We start from the raw sequence: 17758 nt of genomic DNA, 5'->3' as shown, positions 1-17758 counted from the left end.
GGTGGTCGGTTGCTGGGCAACGGCGGCGCCGGCGGCGCCGGCGGCGACGGCAACATCACCGGATTCGGCGGCACCGGCGGGACCGGTGGGATCGGCGGTGCGGCTGCTGTGGTGATCGGCAACGGCGGTAACGGTGGCAATGGCGGCAACGGAACCACCGCGGGCGACACCGGCGCCGGCGGCACCGGCGCACGACTGCTGGGGCAAGACGGGCTCGACGGCGTGCAATAGCCGATCCGCATTGCTGACCACAACCAACACCGGCTGCAGAACCGTTTTCGTCTTGGACCAGAGCCTCACCAGCCCGGTGTAGCGTCGCTGATCATGACAACCGAAACCGGCCTCGAAACCAGTGAGGAATTCGGCAACCGGATCGTGGCGGCCATCGACAGCGCCGGTTTGGCGATCCTGCTCAGCGTCGGCCATCAGACCGGGCTGCTGGACACGATGGCCGAGCTGCCGCCGTCGACCAGCACCCAGATCGCCGAGGCGGCGGGCCTCAACGAGCGCTATGTCCGGGAATGGCTGGGTGGCCTGACCGCCGCGCAGGTCGTCGACTACGACCCCGCTAAGGCGACGTACGCGCTGCCGGCCCATCGGGCGGCAGCCCTTACCCGAGCCGCCGGACCCAACAACCTGGCCCGCGTCACGCAGTTCATCGCGTTGCTCGGCGAAGTCGAGCAGAAGGTCATTGACTGCTTCCGCGGCGGCGGCGGCGTGCCCTACAGTGACTACCCGCGCTTCCACACCCTGATGGCCGAGATGAGCGGTGAGGTGTTCGACGCAACCCTCGTCGACGTGGTCTTGCCGTTGGTCGAGGGACTGCCGGAGCGTCTGCGGGCCGGCCTTCGAGGTGGCCGATTTCGGTTGCGGCAGCGGGCATGCGGTCAATCTCATGGCACAGGCGTTCCCGCAAAGCCGGTTCACCGGCATCGACTTCTCGGAAGCGGCCGTGGCGGCAGGCGCCGCGGAGGCGGCTGCACTTGGCCTGAACAACGCGGCATTCGAGCGGCACGACTTGGCGCAGCTCGACCAGGTCTCCGAAAAAGTAGCCGCCTACGACGTGATCACCGCCTTCGACACCGTCCACGACCAAGCGCAGCCGGCGCGGGTGCTGCAGAACATCCATCGAGCCCTGCGACCCGGTGGTGTGCTGCTGATGGTTGACATCAAGGCGTCGAGCCGACTCGAGGACAACATTGGTGTCCCGCTGAGCACCTACCTGTACACCACGTCGATGATGCATTGCATGACGGTGTCGCTGGCGCTGGACGGCGTGGGGTTGGGGACCGTGTGGGGCCGCCAGGTGGCCACCTCGATGCTCGCCGACGCCGGCTTTAGTGACGTGCACGTGTCCGAGATCGAGTCAGATCCGTTGAACAACTACTACATCGCCAGGAAGTGAAGCGCCGGACTCGATGGCCGCTTTGGATGCTCTTGACGACTGGCCGGTGCCCGCTGCCGCCGCGGCGGTAATCGGGCCCGACGGTGTGCTGGCTACCCATGGCGATACCGCGCAGGGATTCACGCTGGCGTCGGTCACCAAGCCGTTGGTGGCCCGCGCCGCGCAGATCGCCGTCGAGGAAGGCGTCGTCGACCTCGACAGCCCGGCGGGGCCGCCCGGGTCCACGATCCGTCATCTGCTGGCGCACGCATCCGGGCTGGCGATGCACTCGGCGAAGGAGCTGGCACGGCCCGGCGCCCGCCGGATGTATTCCAACTACGGCTTCACTGTGCTGGCCGAAGCGGTGCAGCGGGAGTCGGGAATCGAATTCGGCAGCTATCTGAACGAGGCGGTGTTCGAGCCATTGGGCATGGCGAATACCCGGCTGGATGGCGGCGCGGCCGCAGCCGGGTTCGGCGCCACGTCGACGGTCGGCGACTTGGCGTTGTTCGCCGGTGATCTGTTGCGCCCGTCGACGGTTTCCGGGCAGATGCACGAAGTGGCGACCACCGTGCAGTTCCCGGGACTGGACGGGGTGTTGCCCGGATACGGCGTCCAGCGCCCCAATGACTGGGGGTTGGGCTTTGAGATCAGGGATGCCAAGTCGCCGCACTGGACGGGTACCCGCAACTCGCCGCGAACATATGGCCATTTCGGTCAGGCAGGTGGGTTCATCTGGGCCGATCCCGACGCGGACCTGGCGCTGGTGGTCCTCACGGATCGTGATTTCGGCGAGTGGGCCCGAGGGCCCTGGCCGGCGATTTCGGACTCGGTTTTGGCCGAGTACATCTAATCCGAACTGCACACTAGCGCAACAGTGGTCTCACAAGGCACAATAGACACGCAGACAACATAATTTCGTGGCAGGTATCTCGCTCTGCTGGTCCGCCAGGTCGTTGGGGAAGACGTCCCTCGCGGAACCGAAGGAGCAAGAGATGCGTGCGTCGAATCAATTCGCCGACGTGACGACCGGCGTGGTGTACATCCACGCTTCGCCCGCGGCAGTATGCCCGCATGTCGAGTGGGCGTTGTCGTCGACCCTGCAGGCCAAGGCGAATCTGGTCTGGACGCCGCAGCCGGCGATGCCCGGGCAATTGCGTGCGGTCACCAACTGGGTGGGGCCGGTGGGCACCGGCGCCCGGCTGGCCAATGCGTTGCGCTCGTGGTCGGTGCTGCGGTTCGAGGTCACCGAAGATCCCAGCCCCGGCGTCGATGGGCAGCGGTTCAGCCACACCCCGCAGCTGGGCTTGTGGAGCGGTGCCATGAGCGCCAACGGCGACATCATGGTGGGGGAGATGCGGCTGCGGACGTTGATGGCGCAGGGCGCTGACACCCTTGCCGCCGAGCTGGATTCGGTGCTGGGAACGGCATGGGACGAAGCGCTCGAGGTCTACCGAGACGGTGGTGACGCGGGTGAGGTCGCGTGGTTGAGCCGCGGGGTCGGTTAGCTACTTCGACCCGAAGGAGTTGCACCGGCATTGAGGGGTTAACCCCGGGATGCTTCACGACACCCGCTAGCCGTCAGGGCGCCACGACAACTTCGACGGTGTTTGCGCCCGGGTCTGCCACGACGGTCAACAAGGCGGCGCCGGATGCCGAAGTGACCTGTCCAGCTTTGACACTCACCTGATAGCCGTTCGGATACTCGATGGGCGGCACCGAGATGATTGTCTGCTCGCCGGAGACGAAACCCGACGTCTACATGCACCGTATTCTCGGTGGCGCAGTGTCGTGAAACGCGAAGGCGGTGTGTGGGTCGATCACCTTGCCGAGGTGTGTGTAGATTCCGGCGGCGAAGAGCTGATTCGGCTAGAAGAAGACCAACCTGGTTGGGTCGACCTTCCGGATTATCGGAACGATCTTTTTGTAGAAGTTCGTCAACTTGTGGTCCTGGATCGGGCAGCCCAAGACCGGGTTCAAGCACCCTTCCCACACGAATCCCGGAAACGGCTCGTTGAACGCCGTAGCCGAATACTGCTGTGTTGTTGCGGAAGTATTCCGCGACATGCGCCCAGGCGCGTGCAAAGTGCACCTGATCATCGACACCCACGGACAAGCCGGAGATCAAGAGCGGGCGACCGTGAAATTTCAGGCTGAGCAACCGGTCCGTAAATGGAAGAAGCAATGAGACTGTTATATACAGGCATAAGCTAACGAAAACTCAGTCGGTACCATACAGATATTTCTCGCCAAACGCTAATCAAAAACCATTATTAATCAATAACATAGAGCTATTGAGCTTCGTCGATTCCAGCGCGTCGATGCTGCGATGCTGGGATACGGGTGCGCACACCGGTCCAACGACTTGACAACGTCCGTTGACCTGGACTCTTGCGCAGTGACGATCGACGCACGTATGCCATCCCTACGGCGTAAGCCGTGGGGTGTAGCGGCGGAGCCGTTACCGCCTTTCCGGATTCGGCCTGATGTGCCCTGTTCACCGGTCCACTTCGAGTTGACACCGCCGGCCCTCCGTGCCGTAAACTGCCGCACGTATGTTGCGACTTTTCCGAACTAGTGAGTCAAATGTCGAATCTTTATCAGAACAACCGAACTTCAGATCCTTCGCGAGAAGGTCCGTTTACCACGCTGCCTGGCCGAAGCTCATTCACAAGTTCGGATCTTGACTTGAAATCAGCCGTATGGATTCAGCACGCTAAAGAAGGGTCAATACACAAATGAAGTCCAACCTTACTCGCCTTGGCGCCGCGACGTTAGGCTGTGCTGCGGTGATTGTGTCTTCTGCTGCGGTCGCCAGCGCCGATCCACCGGACCCGCACAAGCCGAACATGACGATGGGCTACTGCCCGGGCGGGCGTTGGGGTTTTGGCGAGTTAGCTGTGTGCGATGGCGAGAAGTATCCCGACGGGTCGTTCTGGCACCAGTGGATGCGCACCTATATAACCGGGCCGCAGTGGTATTACGACTGCGTCAGCGGCGACGAGCCTCTGCCGGGTCCGCCGCCGCCTGGTGGTTGCGACGGCGCGATTCCGCCCGACCAGCCTGACGCGCCCGCCACCTGACCGCTGCCGGCGGTGATCGCTCCTTGATGCGAGGCCTATCGACCGCGTCGACAGGGGTTCCCGGGCTGGATCGGGTCGTCTCCGAAGCCCGGCACCCGGCAGCAACCACCCCGGGGAGGCGATCACCGCCGCGGGGCAGTGTCCAGTTCCCGCGAGGAACCGCGACGAACATTGCCAAGATCAGTGCCCTCGCCGCATGATCGAGACCGCAAACGACGAAGGAGTTAGATAACACTCTCCGGCTCGAAGGCCGGCTTGGCCGATACCGGCATGTCGACATTTCCCTTGCAGGCGCCGCTGGTGATGTCGGTGTGGAACGCGCCGGTGAGGATTCCGTGCGGACCGGGGGTATATACCGCAATGGATTTCGCCGGGTCGTACTCGATTGTCCCGTCGGGCAGCAGGCAGTCCCACTTCCAGGTTGTCTCTCGCACCCATTGGGAACCGTTCCAGGTGTATTCAATTGGGCGCTGGATGAACTCATTTTTGGCCGGCGGCGCATCGGTCACCGTGGCGATACAGACGCCCGCCGCGCAGCTCGAGCTGAAGGAGTATTTCGCCCGGTGGGCGTATTCCGGTCCACTGGCTGCGATGCTGGTGCCGGTCTTCGCATTGGCCCCGAACGTCACGACGTATGGTCCGTTCCAGCTCGGACCCTCGTCGGCCGTCGCGCGGGGAGCTTCCGACATCACGAGACAACACAACGACGCAGCAGCCAAAGCAACCAGTGCGGTCCGGCGAAGTCCGGACATCTTTCCTCCCTGATCGGGCCTGATCGGGTTTGAAAAGATGTCGGGTTCTGTGACCGAGTCGTTACACCGCTGAGGGATTGGGGCGCAGCAGCTGTAGCGCGGCCGGAACCGCGGAGATCTCGGCCGGCAGCGCACACGCGAAGTCGCCGTCGGCGTACACGTTGATGCCGGGGCACTCGACGTCGACGGTCTTGGCCCGTGCGGTGGTCACCTCGTCCAGTTCGACGTGAGTGCCCTTCATGGCGGTGGGGAAGAAGCGGACCAACCTTGTCCGCGATCCCGACGCCACCATGGTGATGTCGAGCAGGCCGTCGGAAGGATCGGCGTTGGGGCAGATCAGCAGCCCGCCGCCGTAGCTGCGGGTATTGCCGAAGGCGGCAAGCGTCAGGTCGGTCTCGATCTCCCGGGCGCCGTCGAGGACCAATCGGAACGGCAACGTCCGCAGCTGCGACAGCTCGGCGAGCATCGCGATGTAGTAGCGCATGCGCCCATGCGGCCAACGCATCCGATTGGCTCGATCGGTCACCAGCGAGTCGAATCCGGTTGCCGCCACGGTGCCGAACCATTTGTCGACCCCCGCGCGGTCACGGATCCGGCCCAGGTCAATGGTTTCCGTCCAGCCGTCGACGACGATGTCCGCGGCGGCTTCGGGATCCTTGGTGGGAATCCCGAATTCGCGGGCGTGATCATTGCCGGTGCCCGCCGGAATGATGCCCAGCGGAACATCGGTGCCCGCCAACACCTGCAGCGCATTGGAGATGACACCGTCGCCGCCGGTGACGACGACGGCGTCGGTGCCCATCTCGAGTGCAGCCGAAACGAGATAACGCGCGTCTTGCGCGTCGTCACCGATGATTTCGACGACCTCCACACCGCGATGATGCAGCCGGGCGATCGCAATTTGTGCGGCCCGGACCGCGGCGCCGTGCCCCGAGACGGGATTGGTCAGCGCGGTCACCTTGCCGATCTCGCGCCGGCGCGGTTGCCGGGAGACAGGGTTCTCGGCAGTCACGGAATCAGCTTGCCGGGATTGAGAATTCCGGCCGGATCCAGTGTCGCTTTGATCGCGCGCAGCAACTGCACACCCAGATCGCCGACCTCCTCACGCATCCAGGGGCGATGGTCGGCGCCAATCGCGTGGTGGTGGGTGATGGTGCCGCCGTTGGCCATGATCGCGTCCGACGCGGCCTTCTTGGCGGCCATCCACTGCTCGATCGGATTGCCTCGCTGCCCCGCGACGACGGTGAAGTACAGCGACGCCCCGGTCGGATACACGTGCGACACATGGCACATCACCAGCGCCGGGGTACCAGATTCCGCCAGTGACGTGGTCAGCGCCTCGGTGACCGCGGCTTTCAATCTCGGGATGTTGGACCAATCGGTGGCGGTCTCCAGCGTCTCGCAAAGCGCGCCGGCCGCCAGCAGCGAGTCGCGCAAGTAGGGCGCGGCGTACCGGCCACGCTCCCAGGCCTGCGCCGGCCCCTCACCCAGTGACGTTCCGCCGTGGGCCGCCAGCAACGCGCGTGTCTCGGCGTGCCGGCTTTCGGCGTGTTCCTTGGTGCCCTCGAAAAGGGTGAGTCCCAAACAGCCGCCGGTGATTTGGTTTTCGCCGATCGATTCGGCGGTGGCGAGGTTCACGCCGGTTTCGGCCTCATCGGAGAGGCGGACGACGGTGGGTCCGGTTCCGGTTTGGGTGACCGCACGCAGCGCCGCGACGCCGGTGGTGAAGTCGGGGAACGACCAGGCTTCGTAGCGCGTCGTTTCCGGTATCCGGTGTACCCGCAGCCGCACCTTGGTGATGACGCCGAAGGCACCCTCCGAGCCGATCGCAAGTTGGCGCAGGTCCGGACCTGCCGCCGATGCCGCTACCCGGCCCAGATCCAACACACCCACCGGGGTGATCATGCGCAGCCCGAGAATCATGTCGTTGAACCGGCCATAGCCGGCGGAATCCTGGCCGGAGGAACGGGTTGCCGCGAAACCACCGATGGTGGCGAATAGGAAGCTTTGCGGGAAGTGCCCGAGCGAGAAGCCGTGCTCACCGAGCAGGCGTTCGGCCTCGGGGCCGGTTGCGCCGGCGCCCAATTCCGCTATGCCCGATACCTCGTCGAGAAAGTGAAGTTCGTTGAAGCGCCGCAAATCCAGCGAGATCACCGCACCGAAATCGCCGCGGTCGGGATCGAGACCGCCGACGACGTTGGTGCCGCCACCGAAGGGGACGACGGCGATCCCGTGGTCGGAGCAATACCGCAGGATCGCGGCGACAGTGCCGTCATCACCGGGCAGCAACACCGCATCGGGAGCATCCTGCGGGCCAGTGTCCTTGCGCCGCAGCATGTCTGGGGTAGATTTGCCGCCTGCGTGCAGCAACCGGTCACGGTCGGCGGCGCGGAAGTATTCGGCGCCGACGATTTCGGCCAGCGCATCCTGGTCGGCCTGCGACAAGGTGGACGGGCGTAGTGTCACCTGATCGGGATCCAGCTCGGCTTCATCCGAATCGCCAAGGCCGACAACCTGTTTCAGCAGAGCACGGACGCTGTCGGAGAGCGGCTTCGCAGCGGCGGGATCTCCCCACGCGTTCCATTTCATGGGCGGAAGGAGTTCCTCGAGATGTGTCATGCGTTACAGTATTACATATGCTGTCAACGAGTAATGCTCCCGAAAACATCGGGGCCCGCATACTTGCGGCGGCCGCGAGCTGTGTCCGCGATTACGGTGTCGACAAGGTGGCACTCGCCGAGATCGCACGACGCGCGGACGTCAGTCGCCCGACTGTTTACCGCCGGTGGCCGGACACGAGGTCGATCATAGCGGCGTTGCTGACCAGCCACATCACCGACGTGCTCAACGAATTGCCCCTCGATGGCGACGACCGTGAAGCCGTGGTGAGGCAAGTCGTCGCGGTGGCCGATCGGCTACGGCGCGACGACTTGATCAAGGCGCTGATGCACTCGGACCTGGCCAGGGTGTACATCACCGAGCGCCTGGGCACCAGCCAGCAGTTCCTGATCGAGGGGCTCGCGGCGCGGCTCAAAGTGGCACAACGATCGGGCAGCGTCCGCGCGGGCGACCCCCGTCAACTCGCGACCATGGTGCTGCTCATCGCCCAGTCGACGATCCAGTCCGTCGACATCGTCAATCCGATCCTCGATTCCCAAGCACTGGCTGCCGAACTCACCTACTCACTGAACGGATACCTGGCCTGATGCCCAATTCGACCGCTCTGAACGCCGCGCGCCGCACTGCCGAACTGACCGCTCTGGCCGACGGGGAAGCGCTGGATGTGCTCGTCATCGGTGGCGGTATCACCGGTGTCGGGATCGCGTTGGACGCCGCGTCGCGGGGCTTGCGGGTGGCCCTGGCCGAAAAGCACGACCTCGCGTTCGGAACCAGCCGGTGGAGCTCCAAACTGGTGCATGGCGGGTTGCGCTACCTGGCGAGCGGCAACGTGGGCATCGCCCGGCGCAGCGCGATCGAACGCGGAATCCTGATGACCCGCAACGCCCCTCATCTCGTGCATGCGATGCCGCAGCTGGTCCCGCTGCTGCCGTCGATGGGTCACGTCAAACGTGCGCTGGTGCGCACCGGGTTCCTGGCCGGCGACGCGTTACGAATGCTGGCCGGCACGCCGTCCTCGACGCTGCCCCGATCGCGCACCATCCCGGCGCAGCGCGTGGTCGAGATGGCGCCGACCGTGCGGCGTGACGGCCTTGCCGGCGGCTTTCTGGCTTACGACGGGCAATTGATCGACGACGCCCGACTGGTGGTGGCGGTCGCGCGCACCGCGGCCCAGCACGGCGCCCGGATCCTGACTTATGTTGGCGCATCGAACGCGACGGGCACTTCGGCGCGGTTGACCGACCAGCGCACCGGCCAAACCTTCGATGTGTCCGCCCGCGCCGTCATCAACGCCGCGGGAGTGTGGGGCGGCCAGATCGACCCTTCGCTGAAGTTACGGCCCAGCCGTGGAACGCATCTCGTATTCGATGCCGACGCCTTCGGGAATCCGACTGCGGCGCTGACTGTTCCGATTCCCGGTGAGCTCAACCGCTTCGTGTTCGCCATGCCCGAGCAGCTGGGCCGGGTTTACCTCGGGTTAACCGACGAAGATGCTCCCGGGCCGATTCCGGATGTGCCAGAACCATCTTCGGAAGAGATCATGTTCCTGCTGGATACGGTCAACACCGCGCTGACGATCAAACTACAGACCACCGATGTCATCGGCGCCTACGCCGGGCTGCGGCCACTGATCGACACCGGCGAGGGCCGCACCGCTGACGTTTCCCGCGACCACGCCGTCATCGAGTCCCCGTCGGGGGTGATCAGCGTGGTCGGCGGCAAGCTGACCGAATACCGGTATATGGCCGAAGATGTGCTGAACCGTGCGATCGGCCTGCGGCACTTGCGCGCCGGTGACTGCCGGACTCGCAACCTGCCGTTGATCGGTGCGCCGGCGAACCCCGGGCCTTGCCCGCAGGGACCGGCGGTCGGCTTGCCCGGGTCATTGGTGGCGCGTTACGGCGCCGAAGCAGCCAATGTGATCACCACCGCCACCTGCGAGCGTCCCACCGAAGCTGTCGCCGACGGCATCGACGTAACCCGGGCCGAGTTCGAGTACGCAGTGACCCATGAGGGTGCACTGGATGTCGACGACATCCTGGATCGCCGAACCCGAATCGGCTTGGTGCCCCGCGACCGTGAGCGCGTTGTCGCCGTCGCCGAGGAGTTCCTCGCGGGGGCCGCACCGGCGTAGCGGAACTGAGTCGTATCGGCAGAATGGTTCACGTGCCATGGCAGTTGAGCGTAGGGGCAACGACCCGCGGAAGCGAGCGCCGCGTCCGCGGCGCAGTCCCGGGCGTCTCGATCGGTCGTTGGACGCGGACATCCTCGAGGCGGCGCTGGCGGGTGTGGCCGAAAGCGGCTACGACCAACTGAGCATGGACGACATCGCGTCCCGCGCCCGGGTCGGCAAGGCGGCGATATACCGGCGCTGGCCGTCGAAGGCCGAGGTGGTGGCCGATGCGATCGCCCATTGGCGGCGCGGAGTCGGGTCGGTCGACCCGCCGAATACCGGCAGTCTGCGCGGCGACATCGACGCTCTGGTTGCGGCGGTGCCGGATTTCGACGACGCCGACCAGGCCGCCATTCGAATCATTGTCGGCGTGGCAACGGCCGCCATGCACAATCCCGTTCTGGCCGCCGCCTTGGACGACCTCGTCCTCTCCCGGCCACGCCAGCTGCTCCGGGTGGTGCTCGACCATGCCGTCGCCCGGGGTGCGGTCCCCCGCGGGCCGGGACCTGAGCCTGATACCCGATGTCGCGATGGGCCTCAACGTGCTGCGGGTGATGACGGGACGGCCAGTCGATCGAGTATTCGTTCGACGTGTTCTCGAAGAGGTGATCCGGCCGCTTGCCATCGCGCGGGGCCCGTAAACCCCGGCCCATTTATCCCGCCGCGCGGCACTGTAGCGATTGCGGCGTCGCGGCCTCTGGTGGCCAGACTGTGCACCAGGCGGAACTAATACTTTCCTTCTCACCAGTGGTCACTGGCCGGGGGAAGGGGAGTGGCGCATGACGGTCACGCATGTCCCGGTGCTCGTTGTCGGGGCCGGTGTCGGCGGGTTGGCGGCATCGGCGCTACTCGCCCGGCACGGTGTTGCTTCGCCCGCTCGTCGACAAGCGCGACGAAGTCTTCAACTATCCCAAAGCCCGCAATCTCAGCTTCCGCAGTATGGAAGATCCAAGCCCCGAACCGGCCGCGCAGTATCGCCCACAGAGCAAATCTGAGCCGATCTTGTTGGGCGCGACCCGTGCCCGTGGCGGCGAAGTTCGCTACGGGACGGAGTTCGTCTCGTTCGACATGGACGAGGCCGGCGTCACCGCGACCATCGCCGACCGGGAGTCGGGAGAGCGCGAGACGGTACGTGCCGACTACCTGATCGCGCCGACGGCGTGCACGGCCCGATCCGCAAGGCGCTCTCGATTACCACGTCCAGTTACGGGGCGCTGCCGATCTATGTCGTCTTCATCTACTTCCGGGCGCCGCGGCGGCATTTCGTCTCACACCTGAACGACGGGGATGCCGTGCGGGGTCGATAACCCTGACGCGCCAGGAATATTCTTGGCGGTTACCGGCGACCTCGGAATGTTCATCACCACCTACCATCCCGCCAAAGGTGAGACGGCCGAACAGTTTACCCGCAACGCTGTGCCGAGCTGCTGGTCAAGGCGATCGGCGAACCGATCGAGATGCGGATCACCGAGGTGGCGACGTGGCAACCCTACGAACAGGTAGCCGACGAATTCGCCTGCGGCCGTGTCTTTGTCGTCGGCGATTCGGCACATACCATGCCGCCGTTCAAGGCCGGGGGAGCCAACAGCGCGATCCAGAGCGCACACAACCTGGCCTGGAAGCTGGCCGCGGTCCTGCAGGGTACTGCCGGCGCTGAGTTGCTGGACACCTATCACAGCGAGCGTCGCCCGGTGGGGCGATTTGCCGCTCATCAGTCGCTTACCGGACCGACGGTTGCCTTGCTCGAGTTGGATGAGCATCGACCGCAACTGGCGGCCGCCGAAGAGTGCTCGATGTTCGAGCTGCTGATCGGTTACCGGTACCGCTCCGCTGCGGTCGTGACCGCCGAACCCGCAGCGGACTCCGACGCGGTGCAGCTGGTGGCGGAGTTGCGTGGGCAGCCCGGCACCCGAACCCCGCATGTGTGGATTTCTGAAGGCGGACGGCGTATTTCGACGCTGGATCTGCTCGGTCACGAATTCGCCCTGCTTACCGGCGACCAACGTTGGCGCGGTACAGCCGATTCGGTGTCGACCGCTCTCGGTGCCCCGATTGCCGTGCAGTGCATCCGCGATAACGCGTGGTTCGCTGCGACCGGACTCAAGCCGCACGGAGCGCTGTTGGTGCGCCCGGACGATTTCGTCGGCTGGCGGTGCAGTGGTTTCCCGGCGGACCCGAGTAGCGATCTGCACCAGGCACTTTCGAGGATCCTGTGCCGCTGACGAGCAGACACACAATCGCGTTCCACCGGCCTTTGGCGTGCGATTCTGCGACTGCTCGCCAGCGTCAGATAGCGATGCGCGTGCGGTCCAGGTGGGTAGCGATTCGCTGGGCCAGGCGGTGAGGTTCCTGTCTCACGTCGCTGACGACAATCGGGATAATCGTCCACCCGAGTTCCTGGATCTTGCCCCACCTGGTTTTGTCACGCAGCATCTCGTTGCGCCCGGCATGCCAGTCGACACTTTCGTACTCGGCCGCCAGACGCCTTTCAGGCCAAGCGAAGTCGACCCGCCACAGCTCGCCACCGCGGCCGTAGATCGGATATTGAAGCTCCGGGAGCGGCAACCCGTGGTCGATGATGACGAGCCGAACTTCGCTCTCCATAGCCGATTCCGCTTGTGGGTCGGCGAGCGGCAGCAGTTCGCGCACCGCGACGATTCCGCGGCGCCCACGCTGTTCGTTAACGGCACTTTCGATCTCGAAGCGAGTGCACCGCATTGATCGCAGTGCGGCGTCAAGGGTGGCCAGAGCTCGGGGACGGCGCAGCTGTCGTGCGACCTCGACGGCCGTCCACGCCGGCGCAGTTGCCAGACGACCTGACACCCGCTGCAACCGGGCGCCGGTGCGTTGGTGAACCATCAAACCGACAGTGGGCCGCATCCGTACGCCGGGGTCGAGCACATGAATGGCGGTGGTGTTCTCCGTGTCGAACCCGTATAGCGTGGCCGCAGTGCCCAGGCAAGCCACGGCTTGTCGCCCCATAAAGATGTCGAGGGCCGCCAGGCGACCGAGTAGATCTGGCGTTTGGGCCGAGTAGACCCCGTACCACACGCGAACGAGGCCAGCGTTCTTGACTTGAACGTCGAGCTGTTGGCGGGTCATGACCGTCAGCAGTTGCGCGGTGGTAGCGAACCCGCCGGCCCTTTCCAACAGCGCTAGCGCTCCAAGGTGCACCGGGACAGCATGCGAGGAGCGGCCGGCCTCGGCCAGTCACGCTGGGGATAACCGCCGCGAGCAGTCGCAGAATCGCACTGCGCGGGTCCCGCGCATGCGATTCTGCGACTGCTCGCGGTCAGAACTACAGCGGAATGTTCTTGTGGCGCCCGCGCCGTGCCGGCGCCTGGGCCAGCGCCTCGGTGAGCTTGCTGCGGGTGTGCGCCGGGTCGATCTTCTCGTCCACCACGCCGATGTCGATGGCACTGTCCACACCGCCGGCGATCCGCTCGTGCTCGGCTGCGAGTTCGTCGTGCAGCGCTTCGCGTTCATGCTCGGGCACCGCGGCCAGCTTCTTCTTGTGCAGGATGCCGACGGCCGCTTTGGCGCCCATCACGGCCACCTCGGCGTCCGGCCAAGCAAACACCTTGGTGGCATTAAGCGAGCGGGAATTCATTGCAATGTAGGCCCCGCCGTAGGTCTTTCGGGTCACCAGGGTGACCCGGGGAACGGTGCACTCACCGAAGGCGTGCAGCAGCTTGGCGCCGCGACGCACCACGCCGCCCCACTCCTGGTCGACACCAGGCAGATAGCCGGGCACATCGACCACCACCACCAGCGGAATCCCGAACGCATCGCAGAGCCGCACGAAACGTGCTGCCTTCTCGGCACTTTCGGAGTTCAGGCAGCCGCCCAGCCGCAGCGGATTGTTGGCCAGCACACCGACGGTGCGCCCGGACAACCGACCCAACCCGACCACCATCGACGGCGCCCAATTGGCCTGGAACTCGTCGAACGGCGTTTCGCTGTCGAGGATTGCGGTCACGATCGGATGCACGTCATAGGCCCGCCGAGGAGATTCGGGCAGCAGCGCGTGGATATCAGTGTCGCCGGCCTCGGCCTTGCTCCGGTCGAAATGGCCTTGCTGGCAGAACAATCCGACCAGCCGACGACCGCGGTCATAGGCGTCGAGCTCGTCGTCGGCGACGATGTGGCACACCCCGGACTTCTTGTGGTGGGTTTCCGGGCCGCCGAGGGAGGCCATGTCCACGTCCTCACCGGTGACGCTGCGCACCACGTCCGGTCCGGTGACGAACACCCGGCTTTCCGGGGCCATCACGATGACGTCGGTCAATGCCGGACCGTAAGCGGCGCCGCCGGCGGCGAAACCGACGACCACCGAGATCTGCGGAATGTAGCCCGACGCGCGGATCATGGCCTCGAACACCGTGCCGACCGCGTGCAGCGCGCGCACCCCTTCGGCCAACCGGGCGCCACCGGAGTGCCAGATGCCCACGATCGGGCTCTGCTCCTCGATGGCGGTGTCGTAGGCGTTGACGATGTGTGCGCAGCCTTCGGTCCCCATCGCGCCACCCATCACGGTGCCGTCGGTGCAGAACGCGATGGTGCGCACGCCGTTCACGGCGCCCGCCGCGGCCAGCACCCCTGAGCGGTCACGCTCGTGCAGCAGCTCCACGCTGCCGTCGTCGAAGAAGGTGCTCAGTCGCAGCAGCGGATCGCGGGGGTCGAGCGATTCGCCGACCGCCTCGGGGGCCATGATCGTCATCGCAGGTCTCCTGTTGTTTCCGGGGTGGCTCGGGATTTAGTACCGCCCGAAAGCGATTGCCACGTTGTGGCCGCCGAATCCGAACGAGTTGTTGATCGCATACCGGTAATCACCGGGCCGCGGCTTACCCGCCACCACGTCCAAGTCGATCTCTGGATCGAGGTTTTCCAGGTTCAGTGTCGGGGGAACGACCTGGTCCCGCAACGCGAGCACGGTCAGGATCGATTCCACCGCACCGACCGCACCCACCGAGTGGCCCAGCGCGGCCTTGGGTGCGTACACCACCGCGTTGCCGCCGTGCGGGCCCAGCGCGTTGTTGATGGCCTTGCCTTCGGCCAGGTCACCCACCGAGGTCCCGGTGGCGTGCGCGTTGACATGGCCGATGTCGGCCGGGGTCAGGCCCGCGAGCTGAATCGCCCGGCTCATCGCGTGCCCGGCGCGTTCCCCGTTGGGGTCCGGCGCCACCATGTGAAAGCCGTCGGAGGTAATGCTGGCTCCCATGATACGGGCCAGGATGTTCGCGCCGCGGGCCTTGGCGTGCTCCTCGGTCTCGATCACCATGAGCGCACCGGCTTCACCGAACACGAAGCCGCTGCGGTCCCGGTCGAACGGGCGGCAGGCGCCGACGGGATCGTCGTTCTTGGTGGACATCACGATGCGCATCTGGGCGAACGCCGCGATCGGCACCGCCTCGATCTTGGTCTCGACGCCACCGCAGATGGCGACGTCAGCCTCGCCGAAGACGATGTTGCGCCACGCCTGAGCGATGCCCTCGGAACCGGACGCACACGCCGATACCGGGGTGATAACGCCCGCCTTGGCATGCCGTTCCAGGCCTACCGCCGCGGCCGCGCCGTTGGGCATGTACTTCTGCACGCCAAGTGGTGAGACCGCCTTCATGCCACGAGCGCGCATGCCGTCGTAGCTGAACACCATCTCTTCCGACGAGCCCAACCCGGTGCCGATGGACACCATCAGCCGGTTGGAGTCGACTTCGGGCAAACCCGCGTTCTCCCACACTCGCCGGCTTAAAATGGTGGACATCTTCTGCAGGTAGCCCATGCGCCGCAGCTCGACGCGCGTCAGTTGGCTGTCAAACTCCTCCAGCAGATGCCCGCCGATCCGCACCGGCAGATCGAACTCCTCGACGAACGGGTCGTCGAGGACGCGGATCCCACTTTGGCTGTCGAGTAGCAACTTCCACGTGGTTTCCACGTCGGCGGCCAGCGCGGTTGTCATGGCGACGCCGGTGACCACTACGTTCGGGAGCGTTTTCCCGGTAACCAGCTCTGTCATGAGTGTTGCGAACGTTCCTTCCGTATCTGTCCGGCTCGCCCCCGCAACCGGGGGGACCCCTACCTCGGGCCTCGCGGCCCGCGATGTCTTGCTTTAGTAGCGCCCGAAGGCGAGCGCCACATTATGACCGCCGAAGCCGAACGAGTTGTTAATGGCATAGCGGAATTCGCCGTAGCGAGGTTCGCCCGCGACAACATCGAGGTCGATCTCGGGATCAGGGGTCTCGTAGTTCAGCGTGGGCGGGATGACGCCGTCCCGCAGTGTCAGCACGGTCAGTACCGACTCCAGCGCCCCGACTGCGCCAATGGAGTGACCTAAGGCCGATTTCGGCGCGTAGACCGCGGCATGCTCACAGCCGGCGACCCGGATGGCGTTGGCCTCGGCAGCGTCGCCGATCGGTGTCGCTGTGCCGTGCGCGTTGACGTGGTCGATGTCCTTGGGGGACAAGCCCGCCAGTTCCAGTGACCGTGTCATCGCCCGGCCGGCACGCACACCGTCGGCCGCCGGCGCCACCATGTGGAAGGCGTCCGAGGTGATCCCGGCACCCATCAACCGGGCCAGCGGCTTGGCGCCGCGGGCTTTGGCGTGCTCCTCGGTCTCGAGCAGCATCAGCGCACCGGCCTCGCCGAACACGAAACCGTCACGGTCCTTGTCGAACGGCCGCGAGGCCCGCTCGGGCTCGTCGTTGCGGGTCGACATGGCCCGCATCATGGAGAACGCCGCGATGGGCAGCGCCTCGATGGGACCCTCGACACCGCCGCAGACGGCGACGTCCGCGTCGCCCATGACGATCTGACGCCACGCGTGGGCAATGGCCTCCGAGCCTGATGAACAGGCCGACACCGGGGTGATCACCCCGGCGCGGGCACCGAGTTGCAGGCCCACGACCGCCGCGGCGCCGTTGGGCATGATCATCTGAACCGCGAGCGGGGACACCTTACGGGGTCCGCCCTCGTTCATCAGGTCATAGCTCTCGATCACCCGCTCGGCTCCACCGAGGCCGGTTCCGACCACGACCGTGAACCGGTCCGGATCGACCTCGGGGCTGCCCGCGGACTCCCACAGGTGTCCGCTGAGCAGCTTGGCCATCCGCTGGACATACGACATGCGGCGCAGGTCCAGCCTGCCCATGTGGTTGTCGACGGGCTCCTTGAGGTGGCCGCCGATCTTGACCGGGAGGTCCCACTTGGTGACGAACTCGTCTTCAAGGACGCGGATGCCGCTCTCGCCGGCCAACAGACCCTTCCACGTGCTCTCGATGTCCGGCGAGACCGACGTCGTCGCTGTGACGGCGGTTACCACAACGCTGGGGTAACCGCCATTAGCAGTGGAAGGCTTGGTCACTTGCTCTCTGCTTCCAGCCTCGCCTTGACGTTGGCCACAGCCTCGGGGTTCTCCGACTCGAGCTTGGCCCGCAGCGCCTCGGCAGCCTCGGGGTTCTCTTCCTCGAGCTTCTGGATGTAGGCGACGACGTCACCGACGGTGCGCAGACCGGCGAGGTCCTCGTCGGGGATCTTCACGCCGTACTTGTCCTCGGTCTGCACGGCGATCTCCACCATCGACAGCGAGTCGATGTCCAGGTCGTCGACGAACGACTTCTCCGGGGTGACCTCGGAGGGCTCGATACCGGTGACCTCTTCGATGATCTCGGCGATACCGGCGATGATTTCTTCCTGACTGACGGCCACAGTTAGCTTCCCTTCGTAATATGTTGTGGGCAAATCGGTTTGA

The 17758-nt window shown here is 65.4% G+C and carries 17 protein-coding genes and 3 pseudogenes; 11 read left to right on the top strand and 9 right to left on the bottom strand.

Annotated elements, in window-relative coordinates:
* From EET03_RS30310 to EET03_RS16430, 4 genes and pseudogenes are all read left to right on the top strand, one after another.
* Positions 1–231: pseudogene (locus EET03_RS30310) on the top strand (PE-PGRS family protein); the annotation flags it as partial.
* Positions 232–324: 93 nt separating this feature from the next.
* A pseudogene (locus EET03_RS16440) lies at positions 325–1405 on the top strand (class I SAM-dependent methyltransferase).
* 13 nt (positions 1406–1418) lie between these two features.
* Entirely contained in the window at positions 1419–2237 is an 819-nt protein-coding gene (locus EET03_RS16435; RefSeq protein ID WP_075541979.1) for a serine hydrolase domain-containing protein, read from the top strand.
* 142 nt (positions 2238–2379) lie between these two features.
* The gene (locus EET03_RS16430; protein ID WP_036412540.1) at positions 2380–2892 is read left to right on the top strand and encodes a DUF3145 domain-containing protein; all 513 of its coding nucleotides are present in this window, start codon (positions 2380–2382) and stop codon (positions 2890–2892) included.
* Positions 2893–2965: 73 nt separating this feature from the next.
* On the opposite strand, the gene EET03_RS30305 is transcribed toward EET03_RS16430, so the two are convergent.
* Positions 2966–3109 (bottom strand): hypothetical protein, encoded by a 144-nt coding sequence (locus EET03_RS30305; protein ID WP_279637707.1) that lies wholly within the window; start codon positions 3107–3109, stop codon positions 2966–2968.
* A gap of 1013 nt (positions 3110–4122) precedes the next feature.
* Between EET03_RS30305 and EET03_RS16420 the strand changes: the two genes are divergently transcribed.
* Positions 4123–4467 carry a hypothetical protein gene (locus EET03_RS16420; RefSeq protein ID WP_075541981.1) on the top strand — a complete coding sequence of 115 codons (345 nt, stop codon included), beginning with the start codon at positions 4123–4125 and terminating at the stop codon, positions 4465–4467.
* Between the two features lie 224 nt (positions 4468–4691).
* Here the strand turns inward: EET03_RS16420 and EET03_RS16415 are convergent, their stop codons facing one another.
* The 3 genes from EET03_RS16415 to EET03_RS16405 all read right to left on the bottom strand — a co-directional run bounded on the left by EET03_RS16415 (position 4692) and on the right by EET03_RS16405 (position 7808).
* Positions 4692–5219 (bottom strand): Rv2253 family sensor-like surface protein, encoded by a 528-nt coding sequence (locus EET03_RS16415; RefSeq protein ID WP_075541982.1) that lies wholly within the window; start codon positions 5217–5219, stop codon positions 4692–4694.
* Between the two features lie 61 nt (positions 5220–5280).
* Positions 5281–6231, bottom strand: coding sequence for a diacylglycerol kinase (locus EET03_RS16410; RefSeq protein WP_063471993.1), 951 nt, complete (start codon positions 6229–6231; stop codon positions 5281–5283).
* Positions 6228–7808: an FAD-binding oxidoreductase gene (locus tag EET03_RS16405; protein WP_082274551.1), complete on the bottom strand. Its 1581-nt coding sequence runs from the start codon at positions 7806–7808 to the stop codon at positions 6228–6230. The genes EET03_RS16410 and EET03_RS16405 overlap by 4 nt, the downstream gene beginning before the upstream one ends.
* Positions 7809–7855: 47 nt before the next feature.
* Between EET03_RS16405 and EET03_RS16400 the strand changes: the two genes are divergently transcribed.
* From EET03_RS16400 to EET03_RS32725, 6 genes and pseudogenes are all read left to right on the top strand, one after another.
* Positions 7856–8425: a TetR/AcrR family transcriptional regulator gene (locus EET03_RS16400; RefSeq protein ID WP_075541984.1), complete on the top strand. Its 570-nt coding sequence runs from the start codon at positions 7856–7858 to the stop codon at positions 8423–8425.
* A complete protein-coding gene (locus tag EET03_RS16395) occupies positions 8425–9972 on the top strand; it encodes a glycerol-3-phosphate dehydrogenase/oxidase (RefSeq protein ID WP_099193595.1) in 1548 nt (515 codons plus the stop codon). The genes EET03_RS16400 and EET03_RS16395 overlap by 1 nt, the downstream gene beginning before the upstream one ends.
* 118 nt (positions 9973–10090) lie before the next feature.
* Complete coding sequence (locus EET03_RS16390) at positions 10091–10741, top strand: TetR/AcrR family transcriptional regulator (RefSeq protein WP_244232396.1); 651 nt, start codon at positions 10091–10093, stop codon at positions 10739–10741.
* A 62-nt stretch (positions 10742–10803) separates the two neighbouring features.
* Complete coding sequence (locus EET03_RS31640; protein ID WP_244232395.1) at positions 10804–11289, top strand: FAD-dependent monooxygenase; 486 nt, start codon at positions 10804–10806, stop codon at positions 11287–11289.
* Between the two features lie 140 nt (positions 11290–11429).
* Positions 11430–11705, top strand: a pseudogene (locus EET03_RS32730) (FAD-dependent monooxygenase); the annotation flags it as partial.
* A gap of 99 nt (positions 11706–11804) precedes the next feature.
* On the top strand, positions 11805–12233 hold the full coding sequence (locus EET03_RS32725; RefSeq protein ID WP_341868761.1) for an aromatic-ring hydroxylase C-terminal domain-containing protein: 429 nt from the start codon (positions 11805–11807) through the stop codon (positions 12231–12233).
* Between the two features lie 64 nt (positions 12234–12297).
* On the opposite strand, the gene EET03_RS16380 is transcribed toward EET03_RS32725, so the two are convergent.
* From EET03_RS16380 to acpM, 5 genes are all read right to left on the bottom strand, one after another.
* The gene (locus EET03_RS16380; protein WP_075541986.1) at positions 12298–13185 is read right to left on the bottom strand and encodes a hypothetical protein; all 888 of its coding nucleotides are present in this window, start codon (positions 13183–13185) and stop codon (positions 12298–12300) included.
* Positions 13186–13309: 124 nt separating this feature from the next.
* A complete protein-coding gene (locus EET03_RS16375; RefSeq protein ID WP_075541987.1) occupies positions 13310–14731 on the bottom strand; it encodes an acyl-CoA carboxylase subunit beta in 1422 nt (473 codons plus the stop codon).
* 36 nt (positions 14732–14767) lie between these two features.
* Complete coding sequence (gene kasB, locus EET03_RS16370; protein WP_075541988.1) at positions 14768–16027, bottom strand: 3-oxoacyl-ACP synthase KasB; 1260 nt, start codon at positions 16025–16027, stop codon at positions 14768–14770.
* A 93-nt stretch (positions 16028–16120) separates the two neighbouring features.
* Positions 16121–17371: a 3-oxoacyl-ACP synthase KasA gene (gene kasA, locus EET03_RS16365; protein WP_099193594.1), complete on the bottom strand. Its 1251-nt coding sequence runs from the start codon at positions 17369–17371 to the stop codon at positions 16121–16123.
* Positions 17368–17715 (bottom strand): meromycolate extension acyl carrier protein AcpM, encoded by a 348-nt coding sequence (acpM, locus tag EET03_RS16360; RefSeq protein ID WP_023365075.1) that lies wholly within the window; start codon positions 17713–17715, stop codon positions 17368–17370. Before acpM ends, kasA begins: the two co-directional genes overlap by 4 nt.
* Between the last annotated feature and the right edge of the window lie 43 nt (positions 17716–17758).

It is taken from the genome of Mycobacterium innocens, assembly GCF_900566055.1.
Classification (GTDB): Bacteria; Actinomycetota; Actinomycetes; order Mycobacteriales; family Mycobacteriaceae; genus Mycobacterium; species Mycobacterium innocens.
The sequence above is the reverse complement of the archived record's forward strand: the minus strand, read 5'-3'. Positions and strand labels throughout refer to the sequence as shown.